Below are 26,732 nucleotides of genomic sequence, written 5' to 3'. Positions count from 1 at the left end.
TCACTTCCTTAACTTTCATTAATCATCACTTTTTTGTTTTGTCATTGCTTTAATTGTTTTTAGTTGGCTATCTAGCGCCGCTAATGTACTTTCTAGCTTTTGATACTTCTTCACAATCTCATCTTGTTTTTGCAGATTTTGTGTTTCAATATCTTTAATCTTTTTATCTAAATCACTTACACGTGAATCGATGTTTTTTACACGCTCTCCGACTACACCTTTATCACCAAATAGTTTATCAAGTGGTTCTTCCATCATCTTCCCTAAACCGTTAGAACCAAAGAAAAATTGCTTCGCTGCATCCGGCTTGTCTTTTAACGCTTTTGTTAATTGTTCATCATTAACTTCCATCGTCCCGTCTTGCTTTAATTGGATACCAAATGAGAATAAATAATTACCGTCTTGAGAAAATGTCACGACATTATTCATCGCTTGACGTACACTTTGCATAATGGCTTGACCTTGGAAAGCTCCACCTTTCCCAGCAAAGATATCTACTGTAGAAACAGCTTTATTATAATCCGCCACCATCTTTTTAATAACATTCGATGCATCTGTTACGTTTGAGTCACTTACTGTAAACTTCAGATCTATACCTTTTGCTTTTGGATCTGTTGTTGTACCTGCATCTGGTGTTCCTTCTGCTTTCGGCTCAGTTACTTTTAACAATTCAATTTTCACGCCCGGAAGAGCTTCAATTGTATTGGTAAAACTTTCAGTTTCAATACCATTAATACTATATTTGGCATTTTGCGCTTCATTAATTGTATTGACTGCTGTCCCATCCGCCTTAGCTAAACCAATATCTTGAAACAGTGTAGATGTGTTCCCCTTAAAATTAATTTCTCCATCTGTTCCTTCTTTTTTCGAGGACATAAAGATTTTATCTCCAAGTGTATAAGCCGATACACCATAATCTCCGTCATTAATTTTGTTAATTAAATCTTTATATGTCATATCAGTTGTTACTTTTAGTTCTTTACCGCCTAGTTGTAATGTTTCATCTTTAGGAAGCTTCGCATTTATATCAGCAATCTTATTAGAGGCTATTTGATGACGTTGTGCAAGCTGTGTAATCGTCATATTAAAAGTTCCTGCAATCGCTCCACCATCAGCTTTTACATTAATATAACCGTCTTGTGATGTTGTTACCTTTTTCTCATTTCCTTTAAAAGCTGCTAAGTTTTTAAAAGTCTGTGTAAAAGAACTAAATTCTGATTTTAAACTTGTATATAATAGTTTATCGTTTGAAAGATCACTCTTTTCTTTCGTATACGGTGCTTTTCTCATATCTAACGCTTGCATTTCTAACTCTACAAAGTTAGAAGTGTCGATCATATTATTTCCGAGATTCCAAATCTGTTGTCTACCACCGATACCTGTTAATGTTCCTGCCATATTGTCTCACTCCTTATTGTTTACATGTAATCTAAAATACTCGTTTTACTCATCGTACTAACCGCTTTAAGCGTCGCTTCATACGTTGCATTGATATATGCTAGGTCAGAAATTGCTACCGCCAAATCGACATCTTCAATTTCTTTACGGTTTTCTTGAAGCGCTAAATTTTGCTCGCTTAAAATTGTTTTAAACGTCTCCATTGTGTTCATTGTTGAACCAACTTCAGTTGTACGGTTAATGACGCTATCTAAGTTTTTCTTATTTTCTCCTAATAACGGTTGCAAAGCTTTTTGATCACCGTTATTCAGCGCTTCACTCATCTGTTTTAACGTTTTTATAACTGGTGATAATAATTCTTCTCCGTTACGAAATGCTTTTAATTCATAGCCATCATTTAGTTGCCAGTTCACATCATTTTTTCCACCTTGATACGTACCATCTTCTGTGAATGGAACTTGTTCAGCGCTATCCCCACCGAAAATATAACGGCCTTGCTCTTTCGTATTCGCTAAATATACAACTTGTTTTAAAATTTGATCAATCTCTGCACCGATTGCCTTCAATTCTTTTTCACTATTCGTCCCATTTAGCGCTTGTACTGTTAATTGATCCGCTCTTGTTAAAGATTTAAAAACACCTTGTAATGTATTTTCAGTTTGTGTTAATACATTTTTCGAATCCGCTAAATCTTTTTGCATTTGTTCAATATTTGCTAACGAATGCTGAATCGCAAATGATTTACTTGCCGCCAGTGGGTCTTCGCTCATAAAAAGATTTTTCTTACCTGAAGTTACTTGATTTCGATGATATTGCTGTTGCACATTCAAATCCATCATCTGATTCTTTGCCCAGTTTGCATTTTGAAATGTAGATACTCTCATCTTTACCTTCTCCTTTATCTATATTTGAATTGGCGCGAAGAAGAAACCGCACCTATATACAGCTATCCTCTTCCCTCATAAAAAAAGACCTTTTCGTTTTCATTTAATTTACATGGGGGAGGACGCTTGCTAAACATGGCTATTCTCCCCCTTAACTTCCCATTCAACCATCTCATATCTCTGGTCTAACATCGCTCGGTCCACTAAAAGGCTCTGTCCGCTTCTACCCTGCGCCGGACCCTCTCTTCCATCACAATAAAAGCTTTTTCGATCCTTCTACATGTTATCTAATAATCGAAAACAAACTATCAAACACTTCATTCATCGTCGTAATAGCTTTAGAGTTTGCGACAAAATATTTTTGGAAAGCCATTAAATTAACCATTTCTTCTTCCATATTTACGCCTTCAATACTCATTTTTTCTTGTTGAATACCTTCTAATAAATCTTTATGAATATTTTGATAAGCATTCACTGCACTTTTATCAGAAGCTACACCAACTATAAATTGGTCTAATGCTTGTTTATAAGAAAGACCTTCTTTATAATCTCCATCTGTAATTCCTGCTAGTTTATTTGCTGTTTCAGCAGAGATTTTCATTTTCGAAACATCTTTTGCGAATTCAGGGTTTAACTGAATATCTTTCGCATGATCTCCAACGAAGAAATCTTTTCCCATCACTGTATTCACTTGACCTTTTACAGAACTCATTAATTCTTCAAGGTTTTTCTTATAACTAGCAATCTTCACTTTCGTATCTATCGCTGATTGAATTGCTCCACCATTTAAAGGAATATCCGATCCATAAATCGCAACAGACATTGGTTCTTTTTCTTTATTTAATTGAATTGGATATGTATCTTGTCCATTTACTGTTAAAACACCATTCATTCTAACACTCGCGATATTAGGATTCATAGATTCATAAGATACTTCGATATTGGCATACTTAGACATCTCTGTAACGATGCGATCACGTTCGTCTAATAGTTGATTAGGTACTTGTGTCCCCGCTTGTCCAATTTTTTTATTCGCCTCTGCTAAACTAGCACCAAGACGATTAAATTCATTCACATGTGCTTCAATATCTTCTGTCGTCTGTGCTTCTGCTGTATCTAAGTTTTTCGCAAGACGATTTATCTGACTTGTGAACTTCCCAGTTTCAGAAACTAATGTATCGTAGTAGTTTGGTTGTTCTGGATTTTTTGCAACTTCACGAAAAGCATTGAAGAATCCATCCATTAAACTAGATAATGAATTTTTCCCTGTCGTTCCTACCATAGACTCTACTCGTGATAAAGTAGAATTCATATATGCGTAGTAAGAGAACTGTGACAACTGATCATTAAATTGCTTCGTTTTCACTTCATCTGTAATACGGTCAACTCCTAATGTTTGTACACCATAACCGATTCTCTGTTCAGGCGTATGACCGTTACTTGCTCCAACAGATCCGTAATTTACCATTTGACGAACATAACCCGGCGTATGAATGTTAGATAAGTTTTGTTTTGTCGTTTGTAATCCCATTTGGGCCGCTAGCATACCAGATAACGGCGTATTATAATCAGATAATCTCATAATGCTTCACTTCTCCTTTACAATAGTTCATTCATAAAGATTTGCGAATTATTGTTTTTCTCCAAATTGTATTCAGAAACGGAATCCACAATACTTTCTGTAGTTTTTAATAGTACGTTTAAGTAATATTGATTTTTCAAAAGAATCATTTTTACATTTTCTTCTAATTCATTTAAACTTTTTTGTAATTCGTCCATTTTTTCATTTTCTTCCTGTGAAAAATACGAAAATAGCGAACGCATACGCAACGGTTCAACTTGTTTTTCTTTACAAAGCTGAACAACCATTTCCTCAAAAGATCGCGATAATCCTTTAACACCTTCTATGTACTGCAATTGCTCTACTTGCAACTTTTGAACTGCATTTACATTTTTATTTTTTAAATTCTCATATATTTGTTCCCCAAGCGTTTGAATATTTTCATATGCCTTTTGAATAATAACGAGCTTTTCATATAATTGTATGTACATATAGCTTCCTTTCCTTTACAAGACTAAATTTACAATCAAACCATGAATTTCTCCAATTTGATTTAACATTTCTAAATGCCCTGTTTTCGTATTAATTAAATTCATAACATCTTCTAACTCAGTTAATCCCATTTCAGCTTGTTTTACGATCGTCATTTTCTGCGAATATCCGTAACGCGGATGACGAGACATAACATCTTTATACTGCAATACGTTATCAACGTAAAAATTCAAAAATGATTTTACAGTATTTTTGTATTCCATTACATTATCGAGCGTTAACTCTAATTCGATTTTCTCTTTAATTTCTCCAATGTTATCAACAAGTGCTTCCATTTGTTCTAACAATTTATCGTTTTTCGGATCTGCATGCAAATTATCCGAAAAAGCAAGTCCTGTCCTGACATTTGCTTCTTTCGGCATTTGAGTAGCAGGCGGTATATGCGATAAAATTGGATTATGCGAGATAGAACGCAGCATATATATCACCTATTTATTTTTTTATTTCCTTCTAAACTTAATCGTAAAATCTAGTTATTTATAATTATACTCTGTACAATGATATTTTGCAGTTATTTTTTATAGAAGATATGTTACAATTTAGCATGAGGTGGCACAAATCTATGAATATTTTTCTTTGTGGTTCAAATCAATTAACAGCATTAGATCAGGAAGAAATAAAAAAATTTTTAATTGACTATGCTCACAAACATAAAATTTACATATTATGTTATAAATCTATTGAAAATGAGGTTCTTCGTTTCTTCATTGAAAACGAAAGACTTGCTCAAAATTTATGTCTTTACACACTACAACCGTTACAAGTATTAACAGACGAATTTCAAGAAGTCGTTGATTACTTAAAAAAACACGGAGCCGAGTATATTGCTTTTGATCATCCTTCCGAATCCATTTATCGATCAGATTATATGTTTTTTGTAAAGCAAGTTGTCGAAGATACCGATTTAGTTCTCTGTTTTTATAACGGAGATAAACATACGTCTGTCATTCCCGTTGACGTTGCAAAAGAAGCAGGAATTGATGCTGTTATTTATGATTTACCAGGCTTACATGAAAAGCAGATGAAAAAAAGCTTTGAACAAAAAATTCGTATGATGTAAAGGGGGAGGCACAATATCGTTATTGTGCCTATTGTAAATATGATAACTGAACAAGATTATAATCAATTTGTCGTAAGTTTTAAACAGCACTTTAATATGGATATCGCTTCCTATAAGCAAGATAGAATGCGCCGAAGAATCGACGCTTTCATTTCGAGAAAAGGTTTTGAAAATTACACAAATTTTTTAAATAATTTACGCACCGATCAAACGTTATTTTTAAGTTTTATTGACTATATTACAATTAACGTATCAGAGTTTTTCAGAAATAAAGAGCGCTGGCAAACGTTAGAGACGAAAGCTCTACCAAAGCTACTTGAACAAAATAACGGTAAATTAAAAATTTGGAGTGCTGCTTGCGCTGCCGGTGAAGAACCATATACACTTTCTTTAATATTATCGAAGCATCTAGCTCCGTTTCGTTATGACATTCAAGCAACGGATCTTGATTTTCATGTTTTAGAAACTGCAAAACGTGGTCAATATACAGAACGCTCTTTGAAAGAATTACCTAATGATTTAAAACAACGTCATTTCACAAAAGAAGATGATACATATATATTGCATCAAAATATTAAACAGCAAGTTACATTTAAACAACATGATTTATTAATGCAGACATTTGATACGAACTACGATTTAATCATTTGTCGAAATGTAATGATTTACTTTACAGAAGAAGCAAGAATAAAGCTTTATGAAAAGTTTAGTCGTTCTTTACGAAAAGGCGGCGTACTATTCGTTGGTAGCACAGAACAAATTTTAACACCCGAACGCTACAACCTTCAGCGTTTTGATACATTCTTCTACGAAAAAATATAGAAAAAGGTCGTCATAATTGAAATGGCGACCTTTTTTTATTATATAATACGAATCAATATGATACCTATAACCCATATAAAGAGAAATAGAGCTGTAACAGACCATTTATGCTCTTGAATCGTATGTTTCAACGCATGAGATAATTGCGTCATATTCATTTCTGCAAGTGCTCTCCACACGCTCACATCACGTTCTTTAGAAATACGATCTGTACCGCTAATTAAGATTGTTTCATTAGACAATTTCGTCATGTAAGCTGTAATAACCGTTATCATTAAATTTATATTTCCTTCTGAAGAATCACTTTCCACTCTAGAAATGAGAGCACTTACGTCAAGTAAAGGAATATGTACTTTTCGCCCGAATGAAAGCTGTACTTCAGCGAAATCATACGTTCCGTCTAATAACGGAACTCCCTTTATATGAGCTTGTTTAATAAGCCCCTGCAAACTTTTAACAATTTGTTCATATATTTTTTCCGATTGCTTTCCTTCCTCAGACAACATATGTAGCTTTGAAAACAACTGCAACACCGTATCCATTTCCTTAGAAAGCATATCTTTTACAATCTTTCCATCACCTAAACTCGCAAGTAGAATCCCTATTTCATTATTTTTCGAAATGATTTGGGACCGCCCGGTAAACACAAGATTACTCCGTTTTCGCTCTTTTTGAATTTCATGTTCTGAAATAGCTGCAGGCTGTTTTAATGGGTGTAGCGTCTTATTTTCAATTGTAGTACGTTTAATTTCCATCTAAGCGCCTCCACTACTATCAAATTATTAGCCCCACTCTTTATTACTCTTTAAAACTAAAAATAGTACAAATAATCCTGACATAACAGCAAACACATTAGAAGCCTGTACTCCCTGCTCACTTTTTTCCTCTTTCTTTTCTTGTTGTTCTTCTATTTTCTCTTTCTTTTTAGAAACGACTTGATTTTCATTTTTGCTTTTTTTCTCTTTATGAGCCTTCACATTATTTACTTCCTTATTGTCTGTCGCTGGCTCTTTTATAACGTAGTTGATTTCCTCTTTCTCTTTCAACGGCTCTTTTATAAAATAGTTTACTTTCTCGTCTTGCTTTGGAATTTGAATAACTGGAAGTTTTTCTTCTGGAAGCGGCATCTCTATTTTCGGATCTTCCTGCTTCTCAATTTCTTTCTTATCTTCTACTTCATTTTGATTCTCTTGCTCTTCTATCTTTTCATCATCTTTCACTTTTTGTTCGATGATAGAAACGATATATTCACTCTCTGTCACAAGTTTGTTACCTGCCCCATCTGTTACTTCCACAATAAGTTGATGCGGCCCAACAGGTAAAGCTTCTGTTATTTCAAATATTTTCTGCCAATCCATGTCGCGTTTATTATAGTCTAATAAAAAAGTAATATCGTTACCGTCTTCTTTTCCTTTTAATATAACGCGCACTTCTTTAACAACCGATTCTTTATCTACCGTTTGTACTCGTATATGAACGGATTCTCCCTTTTTCCGTTCAATTAAGTTCCCTTTTGCCTCATCAATACTAACTTTCTCTAACTTTGGCAATTCTTTATCTATAGTTGGTGCTTCATTGTTTATACGAATGAGCGGGACATTTAATTCGTTCTCTATTACTTCTTCCTTCTCATCTTCTTTATAGCTTTCAACAAGCCTAAGGTTCCAATCACCTTGTAAATCATATATTCCGGCCTTATAATTAGCGATCCATCGCTTCGTTTCTTCTTCATACTCAAAAGATATTATTCTCTCTTGTCTGTACTGCTCACCATTTTTTTGTAATTGTAATATACCTTTTACACTTTGAATGTTTTTTTCATTTGATTCTACAGCAATCCGCACTTCTTCGCCAACCTTTAGCTCCTGCTTATTAACTGTAATAACCCCTCGGTCTGTTTCTATCGTTCTTTCTTCTTTTTTTTCTTTCCCTTGCTCATTTTCTACTACTTTTTTTTCATCTTCAACCGAGGGCATTTCCACTTGTTCCGGCTGTTCCTGAACTTCTTTATTTTTTCCCTCTTGGTCATTCATTTCGCTTATATTTTGATCTTGTACACTTTTTTCTTCTGCCTGCCCTTGTGATGGTGAAAATATGCATATATGTAAGAATAGCCAACTAACTAGAAAAAACTTTACTTTTTTCATCTATTTGTTCAAACTCCTATTTTGATGCCTTATAGCGATTTCGTCACTTTTACTCCGAAAAACCCATCTACATTTACAAGTTCTCCATACGCCACTAATACATCGTTCACATAAATTTGAATCGGTTCATCAATATCTTCATCAAGTACGACCGCTTCATTTTCTTGTAGACTTAAAATATCTTGAATTGTTCTCACTGTACTTCCAAATACAAATTTAACATTCATTTCTACATTTTGTAGAATAGATGTATCCATATATACTGGCTCAACTTGCTTGACTTCTTTATATTCAATTGGCTGTACGACTGGTGCAGGAATTTCTTCCTCTTCAACAACTTCCTCAACTATTTCTTCTTGCTCTTCCACCATCGGATATAGAAGTCTTCTAACCATTTCTTTCGCTTCTGATATCGGTAGTATTTGATACATCTTTGATTGAAGGAGATCACCAATTTCAAGATTAAAAGTAATTTGAACGAGTTCGTCAACTGCCATCGACTCTCCCAAATACTCCATTTCTTCTTTTAAAGAAACAAATTTAACGTCTGGTGGTGTCATATCCATTTTTTCTTTAAACATTTCTGACATCGCTGTTGCAGCATGCCCCATCATTTGGTTCATAATTTCTTTAATGCCACTTAACTCTAATTCACTTAGCTCTTTCTCCGGATCAATTTCACCCGTTCCCATCATCATTAAATCTACCATTGTTAAAGCAACATCTTTCGTAAATACGAATACATTCTCATTTTTTAGTCCTTCAACAAAATCGACATTTAAAATAACAAACGGAACCGGTACTCCTTCATAATGACGAACATTAATCGCCTCTACATTTGGTGTACTAATAGTGACAGGCTGATTTAAAAGCGTCGATAGTACTGTTGAAGCCGAACCGATTGAAATATTCGCAATTTCACCAAGCACATCTTTCTCTTCTTGTGTTAATTGCTCTTTTTCTACATGCTCTTCTACAATCTCAGTTTCCTGCACTTCCGTCGGCTCATCTATTTCTTCTTCCACACCACCAGATAATTGTAACAATTTATTTATCATTCGCTTCGCATGTTCAACTGAAACAACCTGTACAAGCTGAGAATTCACAAGATTATCTATTTTTAATTCAAACGATACTTTAACAACCATATTATTCCCATTAATACCAGAAATCTTCTCCATCTCTTCTGTAAGTTGCACAACTTTAATTGTTGGCGGAGACATGTCTACCGTATCTTGGAAGAATTCTGACATAGATGTTGCTGCGAATCCCATCATTTGATTCATAGCTTCTTGTACTGCACTTAGCTCTAATTCACCAAGCTCTTTTCCCTCTTCAACTTCACCTGTTCCCATCATCATTAAATCAGCAATAGATAAAGCAACATCTTGTTGAAGAACAAGAAGATTTTCCATATCTAATCCTTTTGTGAAATGGATATTTAATACAACATGTGGAATTTCAACATCACTTGTATCATATAAATCTACCAATTCTACTTGAGGAGCAGTAATACTTACTTGCCTATTTAAAATTGTTGATAATACAGTCGAAGCTGAACCAAATGATATATTAGCAATCTCACCAAGAATATCGCATTCTTGAGGCGTTAAATGTTCATTTTCTTTTTCTAGCACAATTGTGCCAGTATCCCCTTTTGTGTGTTGCTCAGGCATTTTTCCTGCCTCCTCATTTTTGTTTTTCTATCAAATGATTTAAACTCTCTATTACACTCGTTATATTTTACCAAACTTATCATCCGAATTGTGAACATGTATTTATTTCCACAATATGTGTAAACGACGGTTTTCATATACTTATATTATTAGTTCTACCCAAAAAGCTCCCCAATTGTATACAAGTGGGGAGCTTCCTTCATTCCTATTATAAACCTTCTGGGTTTAAAATGAGGACCACTCGTCCATCACCGAGAATTGTCGCACCAGAGAAATAGTTAGAGCTCTCTGCAAAGAAATCACCTAATGACTTTAAAACTATTTCTCTTTGACCGATAATTGTGTTTACGATAAGTCCATAGCTACGATGTGTATTACGAACAATTAACACAGGAACCATTTGACTATCATATGATGCGAACGCCTCATCTACTGTTTTTTCACCAAATACAGTACTTAAATGTTTCACTTCAATAATTTGATTGCGATAGTTTAAAACGTCTTTCCCTTGTAACGATTGTATGTCTTCTTTCTTAATTCGAATGGCTTCAGCAATATTGCCAAGAGGCAAGGCATAACGCTTATCATTTGTTTGAACAAGCATTGATTGAATAATAGACAATGTTAAAGGAAGTTCAATTCTGAATGTACTTCCTTTTCCTTCTTCAGAATCAATAATTAAATGCCCACCTAAACTATGAATCGTATGTTTAACAACATCTAATCCAACCCCACGTCCAGAAAGGTCAGATACAACTTCCGCTGTACTAAATCCCGGTTGGAAGATAAGATCAAACACTTCACGATCCGTTAATTTATTTGCCTCTGATTCCGTTACAACACCATTTTTTATCGCTTTTTCTAATACTTTTCCTTTATGAATACCATTTCCATCATCAGTAATTTGAATTACGACATGATTTCCACTATGAAACGCCTCTAATTTAATAGTACCTGTCTCATTTTTCCCGGCATCACGTCGGTTTTCGACAGTTTCAATACCATGATCAATTGCATTACGAATTAAATGAACGAGTGGATCACCAATTTCGTCAATAACAATTTTATCAACTTCAGTATCTTCACCTTTAATTTGTAAATCGATTTTTTTACCTAAATCTTTCGCTAACATACGTACCATACGCGGAAAACGATTGAAGACCGTTTCAATCGGTACCATACGCATATTTAATAATACATTTTGGATATCTTTTGAAATATCCCCTAATCGATTTAAATGCTCGATTAACTCTTTATTTTGAATCGTTTCTGCTAATTCATCAATTCGTCCACGCTCAATTACACTTTCTTCAAACATATTCATTAATCTTTCGATTTTTTCTAACTGAACACGAATAGAACGATTCTCTACTTTAGCATTTTTCGTTTTTGTATTACTTTTAGCCGGTGTAGTACTAGCTGTTGGAGTTCGTGCCTCTAGAGATGGATCCAGCTGCGTTGCTGCAATAGATTGTACGATTCCTTCTTCAGCTATATTTCCTTGCTTCACTTCTACTTTCTCAATTTCAGAAACGTGAAGCACCACCTGTTTCAATTCTTCAACACTACGATCAGTATCCATATATACTGTAAACTCAAATCCAAAAGCATCCGCTTCGATTTCTTCAATGCTTGGAACCGTTTTTTGTATATCCCCTACATTTTGTAATGCTTCAATACACATAATGGCACGTACTGCTTTTAAAATGGCTTGTTGTTCGACGGTTATATATACTTCATGTGAAACTGTATCATCATTGTTTATACTACTTTGCTCTACTTGTTCCATAGAAGCTTCTACATTCCCATTTAATAATGCTTCTAATTTATGCTTTGTAGATACAACATCAATATTACCCATTCCGCCCTGCTGTACATCTGTAACCATCTTTTCTAAATTATCAATGCACTCAAAAATAACATCAATAATATTAGCATTCACCATCATATTTCCATGACGGATTTCGTCTAAAACATTTTCCATCTTATGAGTTAAATCTGCCATTTCCGCAAATTCCATACTCGCAGACATACCTTTAAATGTATGAGCTGAGCGGAATATTTCCCCTACAACACCCATATCGGCAGGATTCTGTTCTAAATTTAGCACATTTTCATTTAGCGACTGTAAATGTTCTTCTGCTTCTTCAAAAAATATATTTAATAGATCTGTTTGCATTTTAATCCCCTACCTGTCTAACAAACATTTCATTTATGTATAACAATTTAGTGTTTTATAACGAGAAAAAAGGGGGCCACACGTCTATCCGCTATCATTGATTTGATTCTTTGTGGCACCCCTTCTATATTAGCTATTTGCTACTTTTGTTAAAGCTTCGATAACACGATCGGCTTGGAATGGCTTTACAATAAAGTCTTTTGCCCCGCCTTTAATTGCATCTAATACCATACCTTGTTGTCCCATTGCAGAACAAATAACAACCTTTGCACTCGAATCAATTTTCATAATTTCTTTTAATGCTTCAAGTCCGTCCATTTCTGGCATAGTAATATCTAGTGTTACAATATCAGGTTGAAGTTCTTTATACTTTTGAATCGCTTCTACCCCATTCTCTGCTTCACCGATAACTTCAAATTCTGAATTACTTTTTAATAAGTTTTTAATCATTGTTCGCATAAACATTGCATCGTCTACAACTAAAATTTTATGTGCCATTCTTTTTGGTTCTCTCCCTCTATGTATAAATATATCTTAATATTTCACCTTATCATTCTCACTCATTATACAAAATAAAACGAGAAAATTTAATATTTTTTTAAAAGAATTTCTGTATTTTTATTATTTTATTAATAAAATGGAAATATATTATTCTTTAATATATATTACAACGCGCCGGTTTTTCTCCCAATTTTGCGGTGAATCATTTGATGCTACTGGTTTTGTGTCCGCATATCCTACCGCTGCTAATCGTTTATCATCTACATTATACACTTCAATTAAGTGGTGAATCATATTAGCTGCTCGTGCTGAAGATAATTCCCAGTTGGAAGGAAATTTTTCATTATGAATCGGTCTACTATCTGTATGTCCTTCTACAACAATTGGGTTTGGTACCGATTGAAAGAACCCTACTAATTGACTAATTACTTCTTTTGCTTCCGGCTTAACATTCGCATCGCCTGTATCGAATATTAAGTTATCTACTATAACGATGCTAACACCTGTATCTTCTCGATATACATTCACTTGACTAACACCATTATTATCTACATATGCTTTTAACTTTTTATACAATTCATCCATTCGCTTTTTTGAAACTGCTTTTTCATCATTTTTTTCATGTGAAATATCTGGTATTGTACCTTCCATTACTTTCGCATCCACTTGTTCTGCATCACTAAACTTTTCAAGCATCTTCGATAATTTTACTGTATCTTGTTTTGATGTAGCAACTAATAGTACAAAAAAAGTCAATAACAACATCGTTAAATCAGTAAAAGTCGTCATCCAACGAGGCGATCCTTTTTGCGGTCGTTTTATCATCACCATACCACTCCTTGAAATATTAGGCTGCTCGTTTTTCTTTTTTTATCTTCGTTTCATATACGTATGTATCAAGTTTTAACTTTAACTTAGAAGGAATTTGTCCTCGGTAAAGCTCTGTGATTGCTTCTATTACAAACTTCTTCTCTGTATACAAATCTTCAATGCCACGATACACTTTTTCAGATAACGGTATTGCAATCATGTTTGCAATAACAGATCCATACAATGTCGTCAACATAGCAACTGCCATTCCTGTACCAATTTGCGATGTATCTTGCAAGTTTTGAAGCATAATAATAAGACCAATTAAAGTTCCTATCATACCCCACGCTGGAGCGAAATCACCAATCTTATCTAATAATGTTGCTCCTTTTCTTAACTCATATACTTCTGTTTCAACATCTCTCATTAATACTTCTTTTAATTCTGCTTCATCATATCCACTTAACATTAAACGAATCCCCTTTTGAATAAAAGGATTGTCTACTTGCTCTCCATCAACTTCTAACGAGAGTAAACCATGTTTTTTAGACTTCTTTGAAAAATCAACGAACAAATCCGTTAACTGTTCTAGATTTTCCTCTCTTCTATGTAAAACAGTAAAAATACTTTTCGTATATTTTTTTATTTCTCCAAATCTATATGCCACAATAATTGTCGCTGTTGTTCCCCCTATAACGATCAAAATAGATGAAACATCTAAGAAATTTTTAAAAGCTTTTATTCCACCACCGCCAAGCATGATCGCTGCAATTAAAATAACGAAACCTACTACAATGCCAAAGGGGCTAGAAATATCAAACTTCCTTTTTTTCCTTTGCGGTCTAGCTAATCCTTGATTTTCGTCTCCCATATTCCTGCCCTTCCTTTTTCGTTTTCGTAAAACATTTTTTTATTTTAATAATGCGTTTTCACATATAACAATCATTATACGCGTATCATCTATTTATCGCAATATACTCATTAAATTGACACATTTCATTTCTATATTAGAATCATAGTATGGAAATATGAGGAGGATCACGATGGAACATAACATTTTACAAGTCATTGCATTAGCAGAAAAACTAAAATATGAAATGCGACATAGTTGGCTTTCTAACGGACGTCAAGAAAGTGTTGCTGAACATACGTGGCGTATGTCCCTAATGGCTATCTTAGTTGAGCCTTATTTGGATCAAAAAGTAAATATAGAAAAATTACTTAAAATGGTTATTATTCATGACCTTGTCGAAGCAGAAGCTGGTGATATTCCTGCCTTTGATACGATGAATAGCCGTGAATTACAATTACAAAAACAGAAAAATGAGCTAGAGGCCATTTTAAATATTAAACGTACACTAGAAGGTCCTCTCGGCGTGGAATTATACGATTTATGGATGGAGTTCGAAGCTAAAGAAACGTATGAAGCAAAAGTTGCTAACGCACTTGATAAACTTGAAGTGAAAATTCAGCATAACGAAGCTGATATTGATACTTGGCTACCAATTGAGCATAAAATGACTTTCCAAGTTGGTAAACATACAGATTTTGACTCTTTCTTATCTAGATTACAAAAAATCATTGAACAAGACGGAGAAAAAAAATTACTAGCTGCTGGCATTGACGTTGAAGCATGTAAACAATAACCATTTAATTATGAAATAAGACACTCAAAATGAGTGTCTTATTTCATAATTGTTGATATTGCCTGCTTATAAATAAGTTGTTGTTTTCCATCTACTAATATTAATACTGTAAATCTATCTACTCCAACTACTTCCCCTACTATTCTTACTCCGCTCTTTAAAAATATAGTAACTGCACCTTTTTCTTCTTTTATTTGTTTATACAACTCTTCTTGTAAATGTTCCAATAACTGTTCTCTCCTTTATCAGTAAATAATCCTAATATAAAAAATTAAAGATTAATCACTTACATACTTTGCCTTTTATATTCATAAACTTATTAATTAGTATATCTAAATCTCGACTAAATAACAAAACTTTATCATGATCTAATCCATGCCTAGCAACAAGTTGAATTAACTCTTTCTTTTTGTGTTCTATTTTATTGTGTAATTGTCCCATCTCCATCTCTATACTAAAACTCCCTTTTCCCATAATATTACTTGTAAAATTATAGTACATTTCCACTCATAAAAAAATAAAAAAATGGCTTTTTTTACAAATTTTATATTTATGAAAAGAAATTTTAATGTAATTGTAAGTTACATACCCCCTTCATTTGCAATACATTCACCTAGTATACACTTCCACATTGTTTTACCATTTCGCTATGAAACAAAGTAAATATCACATTTAAATCCGATCACAGGCTCTTGTCTAATTAGAAGTAAGACTTGCTCCTTTTCTAAATAAAAACATATCTTATAAAGTAATCCATTAGTTATATAGATTAATTTCCTAAAAAGGAGGAAAAAACATGAGCTTTGGTGGTAGTTGCGCTGGTTTCGGCGGTGGATTTGCTTTACTCATCGTGCTATTCATCCTTCTAATCATTATCGGATGTAGCTGTTGGGGTGGCGGCGGAGGGTTTTAAATATAATACGTATCCTTTTCGCTAAACTCTAAATGAATGAAATATGTTAACTAAAAACTATATGAAAACAGCTCATAATTGAGCTGTTTTTTCATACTTTCGTATGAGTTTATTCTCCTTCTATTTTGCGATTTCAATAAACAAAACATCGTTTACTATTGAATAAGAAAACGTTTTTACTAAGGAGGATTATAATGATTAAAGGTCTTTATGAAGCACATTTACCTGTCTGTAATTTAGAAATTTCGATACCTTTTTATGAATCACTAGGGCTGAAATTATATAAAAGAGACAAAGATATCGCCTTCTTTTGGATTGTAGAAAATGCAAGTTGGATTGGTCTTTGGGAAGGAAAAGAATACAAAGTCAATTATCATCCAGCCTTACGACATATCGCCTTCCAAGTAAGCTTACACGATTTAGAAAACGCAATACACTGGCTCAAACAGAAAGGAATTTCAGCACGAAAAGACTTTGGAATGGAACCAATTGAACCAATCGTTTTTCCAGAATTAGCACACGCCTCCGTATATTTTAACGATCCTGATGGAAATAGTTTAGAATTCATTACACAATTGCCTGTTGGACTACCTAAAGCAGAGAAAATGTATTTAAGTGAATGGAAAAAACAAGTACAGGCATCACTTATAGATAAGGTTTAATTTCTCATGTCAATTTCTTATTACAGGCTTCTTAAAACAAATACAAACTTCAAAAGACTATTTTTCGGTCAAACATTAAGTGTACTTGGGGATTGGTTTCATACTGTCGCTTTATTAACACTCGTCTATAGCATAACAGAATCTTCATTTATGTTAGCACTCACCTTTATGAGCAAAGGGTTACCTCAACTTCTTCTGAGCCCATTCATAGGCGGAATTGTAGATCGTTTTTCAAAAAAGAAAATTATGATTTTTACCGATATTTTACGAGGAATTATCGTCCTCACTTATTTATTAGCATTCTACAAGATTGAAATTATTTTCGTTTCTAATATATGTTTAGCGGTACTCTCTTGCTTATTCGAGCCTGCTAAGCAATCAACCCTAAAAAATATCGTACATCAAAAGCATTTAGTAACCGCTAACTCTCTTTCTAGTACAATCAATGGTTTTATGTCTATTATGGGAGCCTCTTTAGGTGGGCTCATTGCACAATCTTTAAGTATCGAGATTGCCTTTTTTATTAATAGCCTATCATACTTTATTTCAGCCTATATTATTTATAAAATAAAGATCCCTTCTCGTGACACTTTTAGCACGAAAAAAGCATTTTTTACTGATATAAAAGATGGTTATACATACATATTACAAAGAAAAATTATTTTATCATTAATTCTCGTCGGAATTTCATGGGGAATTATTGGAGGTGCTTATCAACTACTCTTAACAATCTATGCCGAAAGAATTTTCCACTCTAACATTGGAATTTTATATACGGTTCAAGGGGCTGGACTTATGATTGGTAGCCTTCTCGTTAACCTATATATATCTAAAAATGAAGACAAAATGAAAAGAGCATTTGGTTGGGCCTATTTACTACAAGGAATTTTCTTTCTCGGATTCGTTCTATCCGATCAACTTATTATCGGTATCATTACATTACTCTGTATGCGTATAGCAGGAGGAATCATCGTTCCACTTGATACGACATTGCTACAAATGTATACAGAAGAAAACATGATTGGTAAAGTTTTTTCATTTCATTATTCCATTTATGGATCTCTTATTCAGTTATCTATGTTTATAACAGGATGGCTTTTAGAAATTCTTTCTCCGCAAGTTATTGGTAGCCTGTTAGCTATATGCTGTATTTTCGTTAGTTTTATATGGCTGTTCTTGTTTTATCATGGGGAGCTTAGTGAAGAATCTACTATCACTTAATGGCATGTATATGTACATGCCATTTTTATTTATGTCGAAATTCACAAGAAAAAGGCGATTTATTTCTCTTACAATCTAATTTTTTAGAACGTACAATAAATTTAGATTATAAGAAAGGAGCTAACATAATGTTTGAGGATCGACTTACCATTTCAGCAGAACAACAAAAGCTAATTTCCAATGCAACTCGCATTCAAATCCTTCACCTTTTAAAAGACGAAACACTCACTGCAAAACAAGTATCTACTAAACTAAATAAATCTGCTGGTAGCGTTCACTATCACATCCAAATTTTATTTGACGGAGGCTTACTTGAATTAGTAGATACAAAGGAAAAACGGGGGATTATTGAAAAGTACTATAAAGCAAAATCTGCTCACTTCTATATTGAAGAAGCAGGCACTGAAGGAACAAATACAGGGAGCCATATTGTATCTCATTTATTTTTAACTCCAGAGGAATTACAACAACTCACTTGGGAAATCTCACAAGTTTTATTACGCTGGGAAAGCAAAACCGCTCGTCAATCAGCCTCAGAAGAAGAATACGCTATTTCCTGCCGGATAAAAAAACAATGAAAGAAAGGTCCATATACCCATGAAAAATAAATTATTATTATTGTCGGGCACAGGCATTTCTCGTTTAGGTGATTTTATGTACCCCATAGCTCTAAACTTAATGGTGTTAAATAGTACAAACTCTCCCGCTGCTGTAGCAGGCCTATGGATTGTCGGTCCAATTGCCACCGTTGTTACAAAAATATGGTCTGGTAGTATTGTAGATCGATTAAATAAACGGTCAATTATGCTCATCACAGATATAATTCGAGCAGCTCTCATTGGCTGTATTCCACTATTTGATTCTATTTGGGTCATTTATATTTTTATCTTTTTAACTCGCATTGCTACATCATTTTTCGATCCAGCTTCATTTACTTATAAAACAATGCTCATACGAGCTGAAGAGCGCGCTCAATTCAACGCTTGGAATAACTTTTGTACAAGCGGGGCTTTTATTATCGGTCCAGCCCTTGCTGGAATACTTCTCACCACGTACTCAGCATCCTTTGTTATTTACTGCAACTCACTTTCATTTCTACTTTCTACCATTCTCATTTACTTCTTGCCAAACATTACATTACAAACAAAGCAAAACGAAGAGGTTTCAAATACTTTCTTACAAACATTACGAAGTGATTGGAAACAAGTTTTTTCATTCGCTCGAACGGAAACTTACATAATTCTCATATTCGTTTTATTTCAAGCTACTATGCTTGTTTCTATGGCACTCGATTCACAAGAAGTTGTTTTCACAAATCAAGTACTGTTTTTATCCGATATAGAATATAGCATGCTTGTTAGTATAACTGGTGCCGCTTACGTTTTCGGTTCATTTCTCGTCTCTCTCTTTGCCAAACGATTAGCAATTCAACATTGTATCGGATTAGGTATGATTTTCACAGCAATAGGTTATGTGATTTTTGCCTTTTCAAATTCATTTATAGTCGCAGCGAGCGGTTTCATTTTACTTGGCATTTCTTCATCATTTGCTGGTACTGGCTTTATAACATTTTATCAAAATAACATCCCTGTACATATGATAGGACGTATCGATAGCGTGTTTGATTCAATAAAAAATTTCATCCAAATCTTTTTCATTTTAGCAATTGGAGCATCCGCACAATTTCTTTCCGTTCAAATTACTGTAATCAGTAGTTCATTACTCATTCTTTTCCTTTCCTGTTTATTAGCAATCCGGGTAATGACGCCTTCACGAGAAAAATATTTTAAAGCTACAGGATCATCTTTGGAATATTAACCGCAACATAAAAAGCGGCTATTTGCCGGGCAGCAAGATCCCAATTGGTGTGGGCTAATAATCAGTGGGGGATGAACAAAACCCCCACTGATTAAAATTTCACTTTATGTTAAAATATTTATTGGATCTGATTATGTAGGGGGGCTATTTTGGGGATTATATTCATTTTCATATGTATTATATTAGTAGCTTCTATTTTACAAACAAGTACAGGTTTTGGCTTTTCTATTATGGCAACACCTTTCTTACTCATGCTATTTCCACCACAAGAAGCTATACAAATAAATATCATTTTATCATTAATTATTTCCATATCACTCGTTTGGAAAATAAGAATGGACATTGATTTTATTCTACTGAAAAGATTAATTTTCGGAAGTATAGTTGGTGTTCCTTTTGGTATTTTAATTTTCATTTCCATTAACATCAACACATTTAAATTAGCAATTAGCATCCTGCTCTTACTATTAACGTTGATGCTAATATGCAACTTTAAGATTAAATCAACAAAATCTAGAGATTTCTTAGTGGGTGGATTATCCGGTCTTTTAACGACAAGTATCGGTATGCCAGGACCACCCCTGTTACTTTACTTTACAGGAACTGATACGAAAAAAGAGAAGTTGAGAGCAACTACTTTAGCTTTTTATCTATTTATATATTTCATTAGTCTACTAACTCAAATACTCTTTACTGGCACAAATAAAACAATTTGGGAATCAAGTTTTTATGCTATTCCAATCGTATTTCTAGGTTTGTATATAGGTCAAATTATTTTCAAATGGCTTAATCAACGGATTTTTAAAATATTTACGTATATCCTTTTAAGTTGCACGGGGGGGTATCTTCTTATTGAAAGTTTGAACTTGTTATAGAGGGTGCTTTAGATAGTGGACAATAATAGATAGGTTCAAACGAAATTATTGCTGCATTTTCAAGTGCGATGGGGCATTCTATATCAAAACTTAAATAACTTTATTGGCAGTTTACAATTAGCAATAATCGTTCTTTCATAAGACAAATATTTTAAATCGAATACTAAATAAAACGATAAAAAGCGGCTATTATGCCGCTTTTTACATTAAATATTTTATAAAGCAAAGACCTGCACTTACTATCACGAATATATTAAAAAATAAGAAAAACCCTTTTTATTTAAATCTTGCACTATTTCCATAATCTCTTCTTCTTGTTCTATTTCATAGCTATCATGGATACCTTTATCTATTTCTACGTCTTTATCCATTTTGTTCTCTCTATATACTTTCTTTTTATATTCCAATGCCTTTAATTTAGTAATACCCATCATCCAAGATTTTAAGTTTCCCTTTTCTATATCAAATTGGTCGATATTAAACCAAATGACAGTAAATACATCGTTATAACAATCATCTACATATTGTTTCTCAATAGGGGTACTTAATGATTTATGAATAATGTATAAAACTAATTTTCCATATTGATCAATGACTTCTTTCAAAGCATCTTGATCACGTTTTTTCATAGCTATAATTAAATCCTCTTCAGAATCAAAAATCATAAACATCTTCCTTCCTCAGTTCCCCTTTAGCAGCTGCTTTTACTTACTATTGGCATTTCATTCTCATTTTCTATCACTTTTGTAAAAATTTATTAATTTTTATTTCTATGTATATGATAGCAAAAAAATACATTTCTCCTCTAAAAAAGACAAACCCGCATTCCAGGTTTGCCTTTTTACTTATTTCTTATTTAATCCTTTTTCATTTAAAAACTCTTTCATATGCAGTCTTTTCTCTTTGGACATAAATGAGCTCATTGATTCCGTCCATGTTACGTTTTTTTGATTTGACGATCTTTCTTTGTAATACGCACTCATCGTTTCATCATATTCGTTTAATAATTCATCATATTTCTTTTCATCGTATCCATTTTCATGAAGAATGGCCGCTACCGGTAAACGTGGCTTAACTCCATGATCTTCATTTGGTACGCCCACTGTCATTCCGAATACCGGATATACTTTATCCGGTAAATGAAGCAATTCACTCACTTCTTTCGGGTTATTACGAATTCCGCCAATATAACAAATGCCGTATCCTAATGATTCAGCTGCAAGTGCTAAGTTTTGTGCAAATAATGAGGCATCTACTGTTGCTACAATAAAGTCCTCTACTCCCTCATGTTTAATTTCTGTTCCATGTTTCTCACATGCAGTTTCTAGACGTTTTAAATCCGCACAGCATACAAAGAATGCTGCGCAGTCTTTCACATGACGATTCCCGGATAATTCAGCTAGTTTAGCCTTTAGTTCCTGATCTGTTACATATATAAGAGAATACGCCTGTACAAAATGTGAGGAAGCTGCATGCTGCGCAGCTTGCACCAGTCTTTCTACTATCTCTTTTGAAATTGGTTCTTCTTTATATTTACGAACTGAAACGTGTTGCTCCATTTTATGTATCATCTCATTCATAAAAACCACTCCTTTTTTCTCTTCATAATAAAAAATTAACATATCTTTTTCATTATTCACAACTTATAAGCAAAAAAAGAGCACTCCTTTATGAGTTGCTCTTTTTTAAATACATATTAATATGGTAAATGAAATTATATCGACTTTACACACATAACGACAACGTTAAGCTGCTTTCAATACTTTAATACCTTTAACAATATTCCAAATGAAGTAGTAAATCCCTACAAGAATAAACACTGCATACGTTATAACCATCCCAATTCCAACGCTCTCAGACTGATTGAAACTTAAACCGTATACTCCTGATAAAGCTAACCCTCCAAATAAAATTGCATATGGGAAAACATGTGACCAAAATGCTTTTTTCGCATGATATTTCACTTCATCTTCCGCAACGAAGTACACGATAATTGGTAGTAAAAATGGTGCAAAAAAGATACTAAAGTAACAAAGCGAAGATAAAATATTATTTCCTTTCAACCGAATCACCTCTAAAGTTTTTGTTACCTTCATTATGTCAGGAAACCTTTCCAGAAACTATCGCTTTACCTTTCATGAACATGACATTTTTGTAAGATTTTCCTCGAAATAAATCCCGCCACAAATTTCGGGCGGGATTACTTTAACTATATTCGATTCATAAACCAATATTGCGTAATCGCTAAATATTCTCGTACATTCGATGGAATGATAATTGGCTTCGGTGTTTTGGCCGGAAGCCCTTCTAATTGCAAACCTTGTTTTGCAGCTATTTTTTTCGCTCTAAACATATGGAAATCGTTTGTTACGATCATACCTTTTTTCATATTGGCTGGAATTAACGGTTTTGAGAATTTAATATTTTCATCTGTGCTCGTCGACTTATCTTCCATTATAATGCGGTCTTCTGCAATATTTTGTTTCATTAATCCTTGTTTCATCGCTAATGCTTCTGTAATATCTTCACCTTTTCCTTGGCCTCCAGATACAATAGCAATTGTTTTATCATGTAATTTTAAATACTCAGCTGCTTTATCAATACGATATTGCAATGAATACGAAGGTTTTGTTCCATTTACTTTCGATCCTAGTACAATTATATAATCCGCATCATCAATTGCATTCATATGCCCATGCTTATAAATGTTATATTGTAAAAACCCCGCATATACGGCGCAAATCATTATAACAACTAAAATATACTTGATTATTTTCTTCTTTCTCATATCCATATACCCCTATTCCCTTTACTTCCTTCATCATAATATCCATTTATTCGTTTGTACACAGACAAATTCCAATTAAGCCTAATTTATCCTCCAAAAGGTAATATTTCTATTAATTTCGGGAATAGTAAGTACAACTTCGCACGAAGGAGTGTCCCTATTGCTTCTCTTTTTATGTAACGTATCATTCTTTTTCATCTTATTTTTACTATCACTTAAGCTACTTGGTAAATCTGCATTAGCACAACTAACTCCTCATGATTTTGGGGCTATTATCTTTTTATCTTATTTAGCTTTTCAAGCCATACCAGTCGCTGGTGCTTTACAAGCATTTCTCGGTATGGTCGTTATTACATGTTTGCATTTGCTTCTTACAAAATTAAGCCTACTCAACAAACTAAATCGTTTTATTCTCGGACACCCCATTATTTTAATTAAACATGGTGATATTATTTTTGAGAACTTACAAAAAAGTAGATATCCGATCCCTGAATTGCTTTCTAACCTTCGCGTCGCAGGATATCCAAGTGTTCATGAAATTGAGTATGCGATATTAGAAGCGAATGGAGCTATTAGTATTTTACCAAAAAGAGAACTTGTGCCTCTCACTCCAAAAGATTTGAATATAAATGTTAAGTATGCAGGCTTACCAATTGCTCTTATCGTTGATTCACAAATTCAATACGATAACTTAAAATTAATCCATAAAAATGAAAAGTGGTTACATGCAGAGTTAATGGAGAAAGGCGTTACAAATATTAAAAATGTGGCTTTCGCTTCTGTGCAGGAGACAGATGGATCTTTTGCAATTAGTTTAAAAGAATGAAAAAAAATCCCCTTACTTGTTCAAGGGGATTTTCTTCACTATATTGCTTTTCTCTCTCGCCATGTTTAACGGAACAGGATGTTTCATACGATTCATCGTAAATACGATAATTGCTGTCAATACTTCCGCTACTGGCATAACGAGCCAAATTCCGTTTATACCAAATACTTTTGGCATAATCCATAACAATGGGATAACAAATAGTAAACCTCGGCTCATTATTATAAGTACTGATTTTTTCGTTTGTCGCACTGATTGGAAATACTCTCCATACACAATGTTATAGCCTAAAAATACATATTGAATAAAGAATAAACTAATACCTGTTAACGTTAACTCCAATAGTTCTGGCGATTGAACATTAAATAAACCTATAATATATTTCCCGAAGAATAAACCGACAACAATCGCAATGCCTCCGAGTACAAGCGCAATTTTCACAGCAAACTGTAATCCTTCACGCAATCTTTCTGATAAGTTTGCACCGTAATGGAAACTAGCGATTGGTTGTAATGCTGCACCAACACCGAAGAATAATAGTAATGTCATTGCATGAATACTATTCACCATCGCATAAGAAGCTACACCTAGTTCTCCTGCATATTGAACGAATGCAATGTTAAAACCGATTGTTACGATTGCAACTGTACTTTCTGCTGTAAAGCTTGGGAAACCGATCACCATAATTTGTTTAACCGTATCCCATTCAAAATGGAATTTCGTCCATTTTAAAATACTACTTTTTCTAAAGAAGTGAGTTAATAATACAAGGAAACCAATTGCCGCCGAAAGAATAGTAGCTGAAGCAGCACCAGTTACACCCCATCCAAAGATGAAAATAAAAATATAGTCGAACACTATATTTAATACAGCCGTTACAACAAGACCTGCCATTGCTAAATTAGGATTTCCGTCATTTCGTATAAATGTACTTAAAATATTTTCTAAAACGTATATCATTCCAAATGTTAATAACACCTGTAAATAGTCTAATGCGTATGGTAAAATCACTTCATTCGCACCAAATAAATATGCTAAATCTTCTATTCTCCATAAGCAAATAGCCGCTAAAACGCCAACGATAACAACTGCTACTGTCATAGATTGAGTAAAGATAGACCTTGCTCTTTCCAGTTTATTTTCACCTAGTGCAATGGAATATAGCGTTGCTCCGCCCATTCCAATCCATAATGAAATAGAGAAGAAAATTGAAAAGGCTGGAATAGCTACGTTTACTCCGGCTAAACCGTTCGCTCCAACTCCTCTACTAATCATGACTGCATCAATCACAATATTAACCGACATTAATACCATCCCAAGAACAGCTGGTATTAAATACGTAATAAATAAACTTTTAATTGGTTTTTCTCTTAATTTTTCTGTTGTTTCCATCATATAAATGCTCCTTTTTCAATGCTCTGTTCACAGTTTAAACCTTCAAGTTACTTGAAGGTCAATAGAGAATCGAAAAATATATAAGCCTATTTTTTAACAACAGGTATTTGAATTTCCGTTACTTGCTCCTTCGGATTTTCTGTTACGGACCAATCAATTAATGCAAGTTCCAGTGCATCTCCGCACACTTCATATCCTTCGTTATCAATGTGCTTTAATAATTCCGTATACGTTGCGTCTGTTTCTTCATATGGTCCATGGTGATAAGAACAGGCAAATATCCCTTCTTTTATTTCATCTGAAGTATGCGCTTCAAAAGGCATGTAATCCAATAAAATAAACACACTGTTATATGCTTGAAACTCATTTTGAAGTAATGCTTTTTTGGAAACTGTTACACCGATATCTCCAGAAAATAAACTATTATCAATTTGCTTCATATTTTTTTGCAACGAATGGATATAATATTCAAACATATCATCCGTTGTATTTGGTGCAACTGCAATTGCTGTAATTTTTCGTTTCGGTATCTTTTTATAAATAATTTGATTTGCTTCAGATTTCGTCGCTTTCTTCATTAAATGGATTTTATGTTCCATTTTTGCCAAAGCATACTCGATTTCTCTTTGTTTTTTCAGCATCATTTCTTGTTGTTTTTCAAGTAAATTCAGCGCATAAGATGGATTTCGTTCATCAATATATTTCTTTATTTCCTTTAACGGGATGTTCAATTGGCGTAAAAATTTAATCGTATCTAATAGTGAAAACTGATCAATTGTGTAATAACGATAATTCGTTTGAGGGTCAACAATTGACGGATGAAAAATCCCTTTTTCATCATAATAACGTAATGTAGATTCCGCTATATTATGCATTTTCGCCATTTCCCCAATTGTAAAACGTTGATTTAATAACATTTTTCTTTCTCCATTCATTATATGTAAACTTTATTACTTCCTATTATATATCTATATCCCCCGTTTCTAAAACGAATCCTC

Annotated in this window: 30 protein-coding genes; 10 read left to right on the top strand and 20 right to left on the bottom strand. The window is 33.6% G+C overall.

Features of this window, described 5'->3' with window-relative positions:
• Positions 1–18: 18 nt before the first annotated feature.
• The 5 genes from JFU54_RS24355 to JFU54_RS24335 all read right to left on the bottom strand — a co-directional run bounded on the left by JFU54_RS24355 (position 19) and on the right by JFU54_RS24335 (position 4,814).
• Complete coding sequence (locus tag JFU54_RS24355) at positions 19–1,398, bottom strand: flagellar hook-associated protein 2 (protein ID WP_002012051.1); 1,380 nt, start codon at positions 1,396–1,398, stop codon at positions 19–21.
• 20 nt (positions 1,399–1,418) lie between these two features.
• Positions 1,419–2,282: a flagellar hook-associated protein 3 gene (locus JFU54_RS24350; protein WP_002012052.1), complete on the bottom strand. Its 864-nt coding sequence runs from the start codon at positions 2,280–2,282 to the stop codon at positions 1,419–1,421.
• A 283-nt stretch (positions 2,283–2,565) separates the two neighbouring features.
• Positions 2,566–3,864, bottom strand: coding sequence for a flagellar hook-associated protein FlgK (gene flgK, locus JFU54_RS24345; RefSeq protein ID WP_002012054.1), 1,299 nt, complete (start codon positions 3,862–3,864; stop codon positions 2,566–2,568).
• Between the two features lie 17 nt (positions 3,865–3,881).
• Positions 3,882–4,334 (bottom strand): hypothetical protein, encoded by a 453-nt coding sequence (locus JFU54_RS24340; protein WP_002012056.1) that lies wholly within the window; start codon positions 4,332–4,334, stop codon positions 3,882–3,884.
• Between the two features lie 15 nt (positions 4,335–4,349).
• On the bottom strand, positions 4,350–4,814 hold the full coding sequence (locus JFU54_RS24335) for a YaaR family protein (RefSeq protein ID WP_002141107.1): 465 nt from the start codon (positions 4,812–4,814) through the stop codon (positions 4,350–4,352).
• A gap of 143 nt (positions 4,815–4,957) precedes the next feature.
• On the opposite strand from JFU54_RS24335, the gene JFU54_RS24330 reads away from it, so the two are divergent.
• Together JFU54_RS24330 and JFU54_RS24325 are read left to right on the top strand one after the other, a co-directional pair.
• Positions 4,958–5,455 (top strand): flagellar motor switch protein FliG, encoded by a 498-nt coding sequence (locus JFU54_RS24330; protein ID WP_002012058.1) that lies wholly within the window; start codon positions 4,958–4,960, stop codon positions 5,453–5,455.
• A gap of 39 nt (positions 5,456–5,494) precedes the next feature.
• Positions 5,495–6,277 (top strand): CheR family methyltransferase, encoded by a 783-nt coding sequence (locus JFU54_RS24325; RefSeq protein WP_002166047.1) that lies wholly within the window; start codon positions 5,495–5,497, stop codon positions 6,275–6,277.
• 38 nt (positions 6,278–6,315) lie between these two features.
• Here JFU54_RS24325 and JFU54_RS24320 read toward each other — a convergent pair whose 3' ends face one another.
• The 7 genes from JFU54_RS24320 to JFU54_RS24290 all read right to left on the bottom strand — a co-directional run bounded on the left by JFU54_RS24320 (position 6,316) and on the right by JFU54_RS24290 (position 14,461).
• Positions 6,316–7,032: a hypothetical protein gene (locus JFU54_RS24320; protein ID WP_201066643.1), complete on the bottom strand. Its 717-nt coding sequence runs from the start codon at positions 7,030–7,032 to the stop codon at positions 6,316–6,318.
• A gap of 27 nt (positions 7,033–7,059) precedes the next feature.
• Complete coding sequence (locus tag JFU54_RS24315) at positions 7,060–8,424, bottom strand: transglycosylase (RefSeq protein WP_201066641.1); 1,365 nt, start codon at positions 8,422–8,424, stop codon at positions 7,060–7,062.
• Positions 8,425–8,453: 29 nt separating this feature from the next.
• Complete coding sequence (locus tag JFU54_RS24310; protein ID WP_002012064.1) at positions 8,454–10,100, bottom strand: flagellar motor switch protein; 1,647 nt, start codon at positions 10,098–10,100, stop codon at positions 8,454–8,456.
• A 208-nt stretch (positions 10,101–10,308) separates the two neighbouring features.
• Positions 10,309–12,279, bottom strand: a complete 1,971-nt coding sequence (locus JFU54_RS24305) for a chemotaxis protein CheA (RefSeq protein ID WP_002012065.1) — start codon at positions 12,277–12,279, stop codon at positions 10,309–10,311.
• Positions 12,280–12,408: 129 nt separating this feature from the next.
• The gene (locus JFU54_RS24300) at positions 12,409–12,777 is read right to left on the bottom strand and encodes a response regulator (RefSeq protein ID WP_000940577.1); all 369 of its coding nucleotides are present in this window, start codon (positions 12,775–12,777) and stop codon (positions 12,409–12,411) included.
• A gap of 150 nt (positions 12,778–12,927) precedes the next feature.
• Positions 12,928–13,605 carry an OmpA family protein gene (locus tag JFU54_RS24295; protein WP_002012067.1) on the bottom strand — a complete coding sequence of 226 codons (678 nt, stop codon included), beginning with the start codon at positions 13,603–13,605 and terminating at the stop codon, positions 12,928–12,930.
• A gap of 22 nt (positions 13,606–13,627) precedes the next feature.
• Positions 13,628–14,461 carry a flagellar motor protein MotP gene (locus JFU54_RS24290; RefSeq protein WP_002012069.1) on the bottom strand — a complete coding sequence of 278 codons (834 nt, stop codon included), beginning with the start codon at positions 14,459–14,461 and terminating at the stop codon, positions 13,628–13,630.
• Between the two features lie 172 nt (positions 14,462–14,633).
• Between JFU54_RS24290 and JFU54_RS24285 the strand changes: the two genes are divergently transcribed.
• Complete coding sequence (locus JFU54_RS24285; RefSeq protein WP_002030912.1) at positions 14,634–15,236, top strand: HD domain-containing protein; 603 nt, start codon at positions 14,634–14,636, stop codon at positions 15,234–15,236.
• A gap of 38 nt (positions 15,237–15,274) precedes the next feature.
• Here the strand turns inward: JFU54_RS24285 and hfq are convergent, their stop codons facing one another.
• Together hfq and JFU54_RS24275 are read right to left on the bottom strand one after the other, a co-directional pair.
• The gene (gene hfq / locus JFU54_RS24280) at positions 15,275–15,463 is read right to left on the bottom strand and encodes an RNA chaperone Hfq (protein WP_002012071.1); all 189 of its coding nucleotides are present in this window, start codon (positions 15,461–15,463) and stop codon (positions 15,275–15,277) included.
• Between the two features lie 55 nt (positions 15,464–15,518).
• Positions 15,519–15,737, bottom strand: a complete 219-nt coding sequence (locus JFU54_RS24275) for an aspartyl-phosphate phosphatase Spo0E family protein (protein ID WP_002141097.1) — start codon at positions 15,735–15,737, stop codon at positions 15,519–15,521.
• A 295-nt stretch (positions 15,738–16,032) separates the two neighbouring features.
• Between JFU54_RS24275 and JFU54_RS24270 the strand changes: the two genes are divergently transcribed.
• The 6 genes from JFU54_RS24270 (at position 16,033) to JFU54_RS24245 (ending at position 20,725) form a co-directional block, all read left to right on the top strand.
• Entirely contained in the window at positions 16,033–16,149 is a 117-nt protein-coding gene (locus JFU54_RS24270; RefSeq protein WP_000007805.1) for a YjcZ family sporulation protein, read from the top strand.
• A gap of 194 nt (positions 16,150–16,343) precedes the next feature.
• Positions 16,344–16,811: a VOC family protein gene (locus tag JFU54_RS24265; protein WP_088039090.1), complete on the top strand. Its 468-nt coding sequence runs from the start codon at positions 16,344–16,346 to the stop codon at positions 16,809–16,811.
• A gap of 6 nt (positions 16,812–16,817) precedes the next feature.
• Positions 16,818–18,032, top strand: a complete 1,215-nt coding sequence (locus JFU54_RS24260; protein WP_002141093.1) for an MFS transporter — start codon at positions 16,818–16,820, stop codon at positions 18,030–18,032.
• A gap of 128 nt (positions 18,033–18,160) precedes the next feature.
• Positions 18,161–18,610, top strand: a complete 450-nt coding sequence (locus JFU54_RS24255; protein ID WP_000461279.1) for an ArsR/SmtB family transcription factor — start codon at positions 18,161–18,163, stop codon at positions 18,608–18,610.
• Between the two features lie 19 nt (positions 18,611–18,629).
• Positions 18,630–19,850 (top strand): MFS transporter, encoded by a 1,221-nt coding sequence (locus JFU54_RS24250; RefSeq protein WP_201066639.1) that lies wholly within the window; start codon positions 18,630–18,632, stop codon positions 19,848–19,850.
• A gap of 149 nt (positions 19,851–19,999) precedes the next feature.
• Positions 20,000–20,725 (top strand): sulfite exporter TauE/SafE family protein, encoded by a 726-nt coding sequence (locus tag JFU54_RS24245; protein ID WP_201066637.1) that lies wholly within the window; start codon positions 20,000–20,002, stop codon positions 20,723–20,725.
• Between the two features lie 242 nt (positions 20,726–20,967).
• Here the strand turns inward: JFU54_RS24245 and JFU54_RS24240 are convergent, their stop codons facing one another.
• The 4 genes from JFU54_RS24240 to JFU54_RS24225 all read right to left on the bottom strand — a co-directional run bounded on the left by JFU54_RS24240 (position 20,968) and on the right by JFU54_RS24225 (position 23,471).
• The gene (locus JFU54_RS24240; protein ID WP_061688867.1) at positions 20,968–21,396 is read right to left on the bottom strand and encodes a sigma factor; all 429 of its coding nucleotides are present in this window, start codon (positions 21,394–21,396) and stop codon (positions 20,968–20,970) included.
• A 174-nt stretch (positions 21,397–21,570) separates the two neighbouring features.
• A complete protein-coding gene (gene nfsA, locus JFU54_RS24235; protein WP_061688961.1) occupies positions 21,571–22,305 on the bottom strand; it encodes an oxygen-insensitive NADPH nitroreductase in 735 nt (244 codons plus the stop codon).
• A 165-nt stretch (positions 22,306–22,470) separates the two neighbouring features.
• Entirely contained in the window at positions 22,471–22,788 is a 318-nt protein-coding gene (locus JFU54_RS24230) for a magnetosome magnetite crystal formation protein family (protein WP_002011879.1), read from the bottom strand.
• A 146-nt stretch (positions 22,789–22,934) separates the two neighbouring features.
• Positions 22,935–23,471, bottom strand: coding sequence for a YdcF family protein (locus JFU54_RS24225; RefSeq protein ID WP_306475273.1), 537 nt, complete (start codon positions 23,469–23,471; stop codon positions 22,935–22,937).
• 202 nt (positions 23,472–23,673) lie between these two features.
• On the opposite strand from JFU54_RS24225, the gene JFU54_RS24220 reads away from it, so the two are divergent.
• Positions 23,674–24,339, top strand: coding sequence for a DUF421 domain-containing protein (locus JFU54_RS24220; protein WP_002126540.1), 666 nt, complete (start codon positions 23,674–23,676; stop codon positions 24,337–24,339).
• Between the two features lie 12 nt (positions 24,340–24,351).
• On the opposite strand, the gene JFU54_RS24215 is transcribed toward JFU54_RS24220, so the two are convergent.
• Both JFU54_RS24215 and JFU54_RS24210 read right to left on the bottom strand, forming a co-directional pair.
• Positions 24,352–25,731, bottom strand: a complete 1,380-nt coding sequence (locus JFU54_RS24215) for an MATE family efflux transporter (RefSeq protein WP_088039778.1) — start codon at positions 25,729–25,731, stop codon at positions 24,352–24,354.
• An 89-nt stretch (positions 25,732–25,820) separates the two neighbouring features.
• Positions 25,821–26,651, bottom strand: a complete 831-nt coding sequence (locus JFU54_RS24210; RefSeq protein WP_201066635.1) for a MerR family transcriptional regulator — start codon at positions 26,649–26,651, stop codon at positions 25,821–25,823.
• Between the last annotated feature and the right edge of the window lie 81 nt (positions 26,652–26,732).

The organism is Bacillus sp. TH19 (assembly GCF_016651075.1).
Taxonomy (GTDB): Bacteria; Bacillota; Bacilli; order Bacillales; family Bacillaceae_G; genus Bacillus_A; species Bacillus_A mycoides.
The sequence above is the reverse complement of the archived record's forward strand: the minus strand, read 5'-3'. Positions and strand labels throughout refer to the sequence as shown.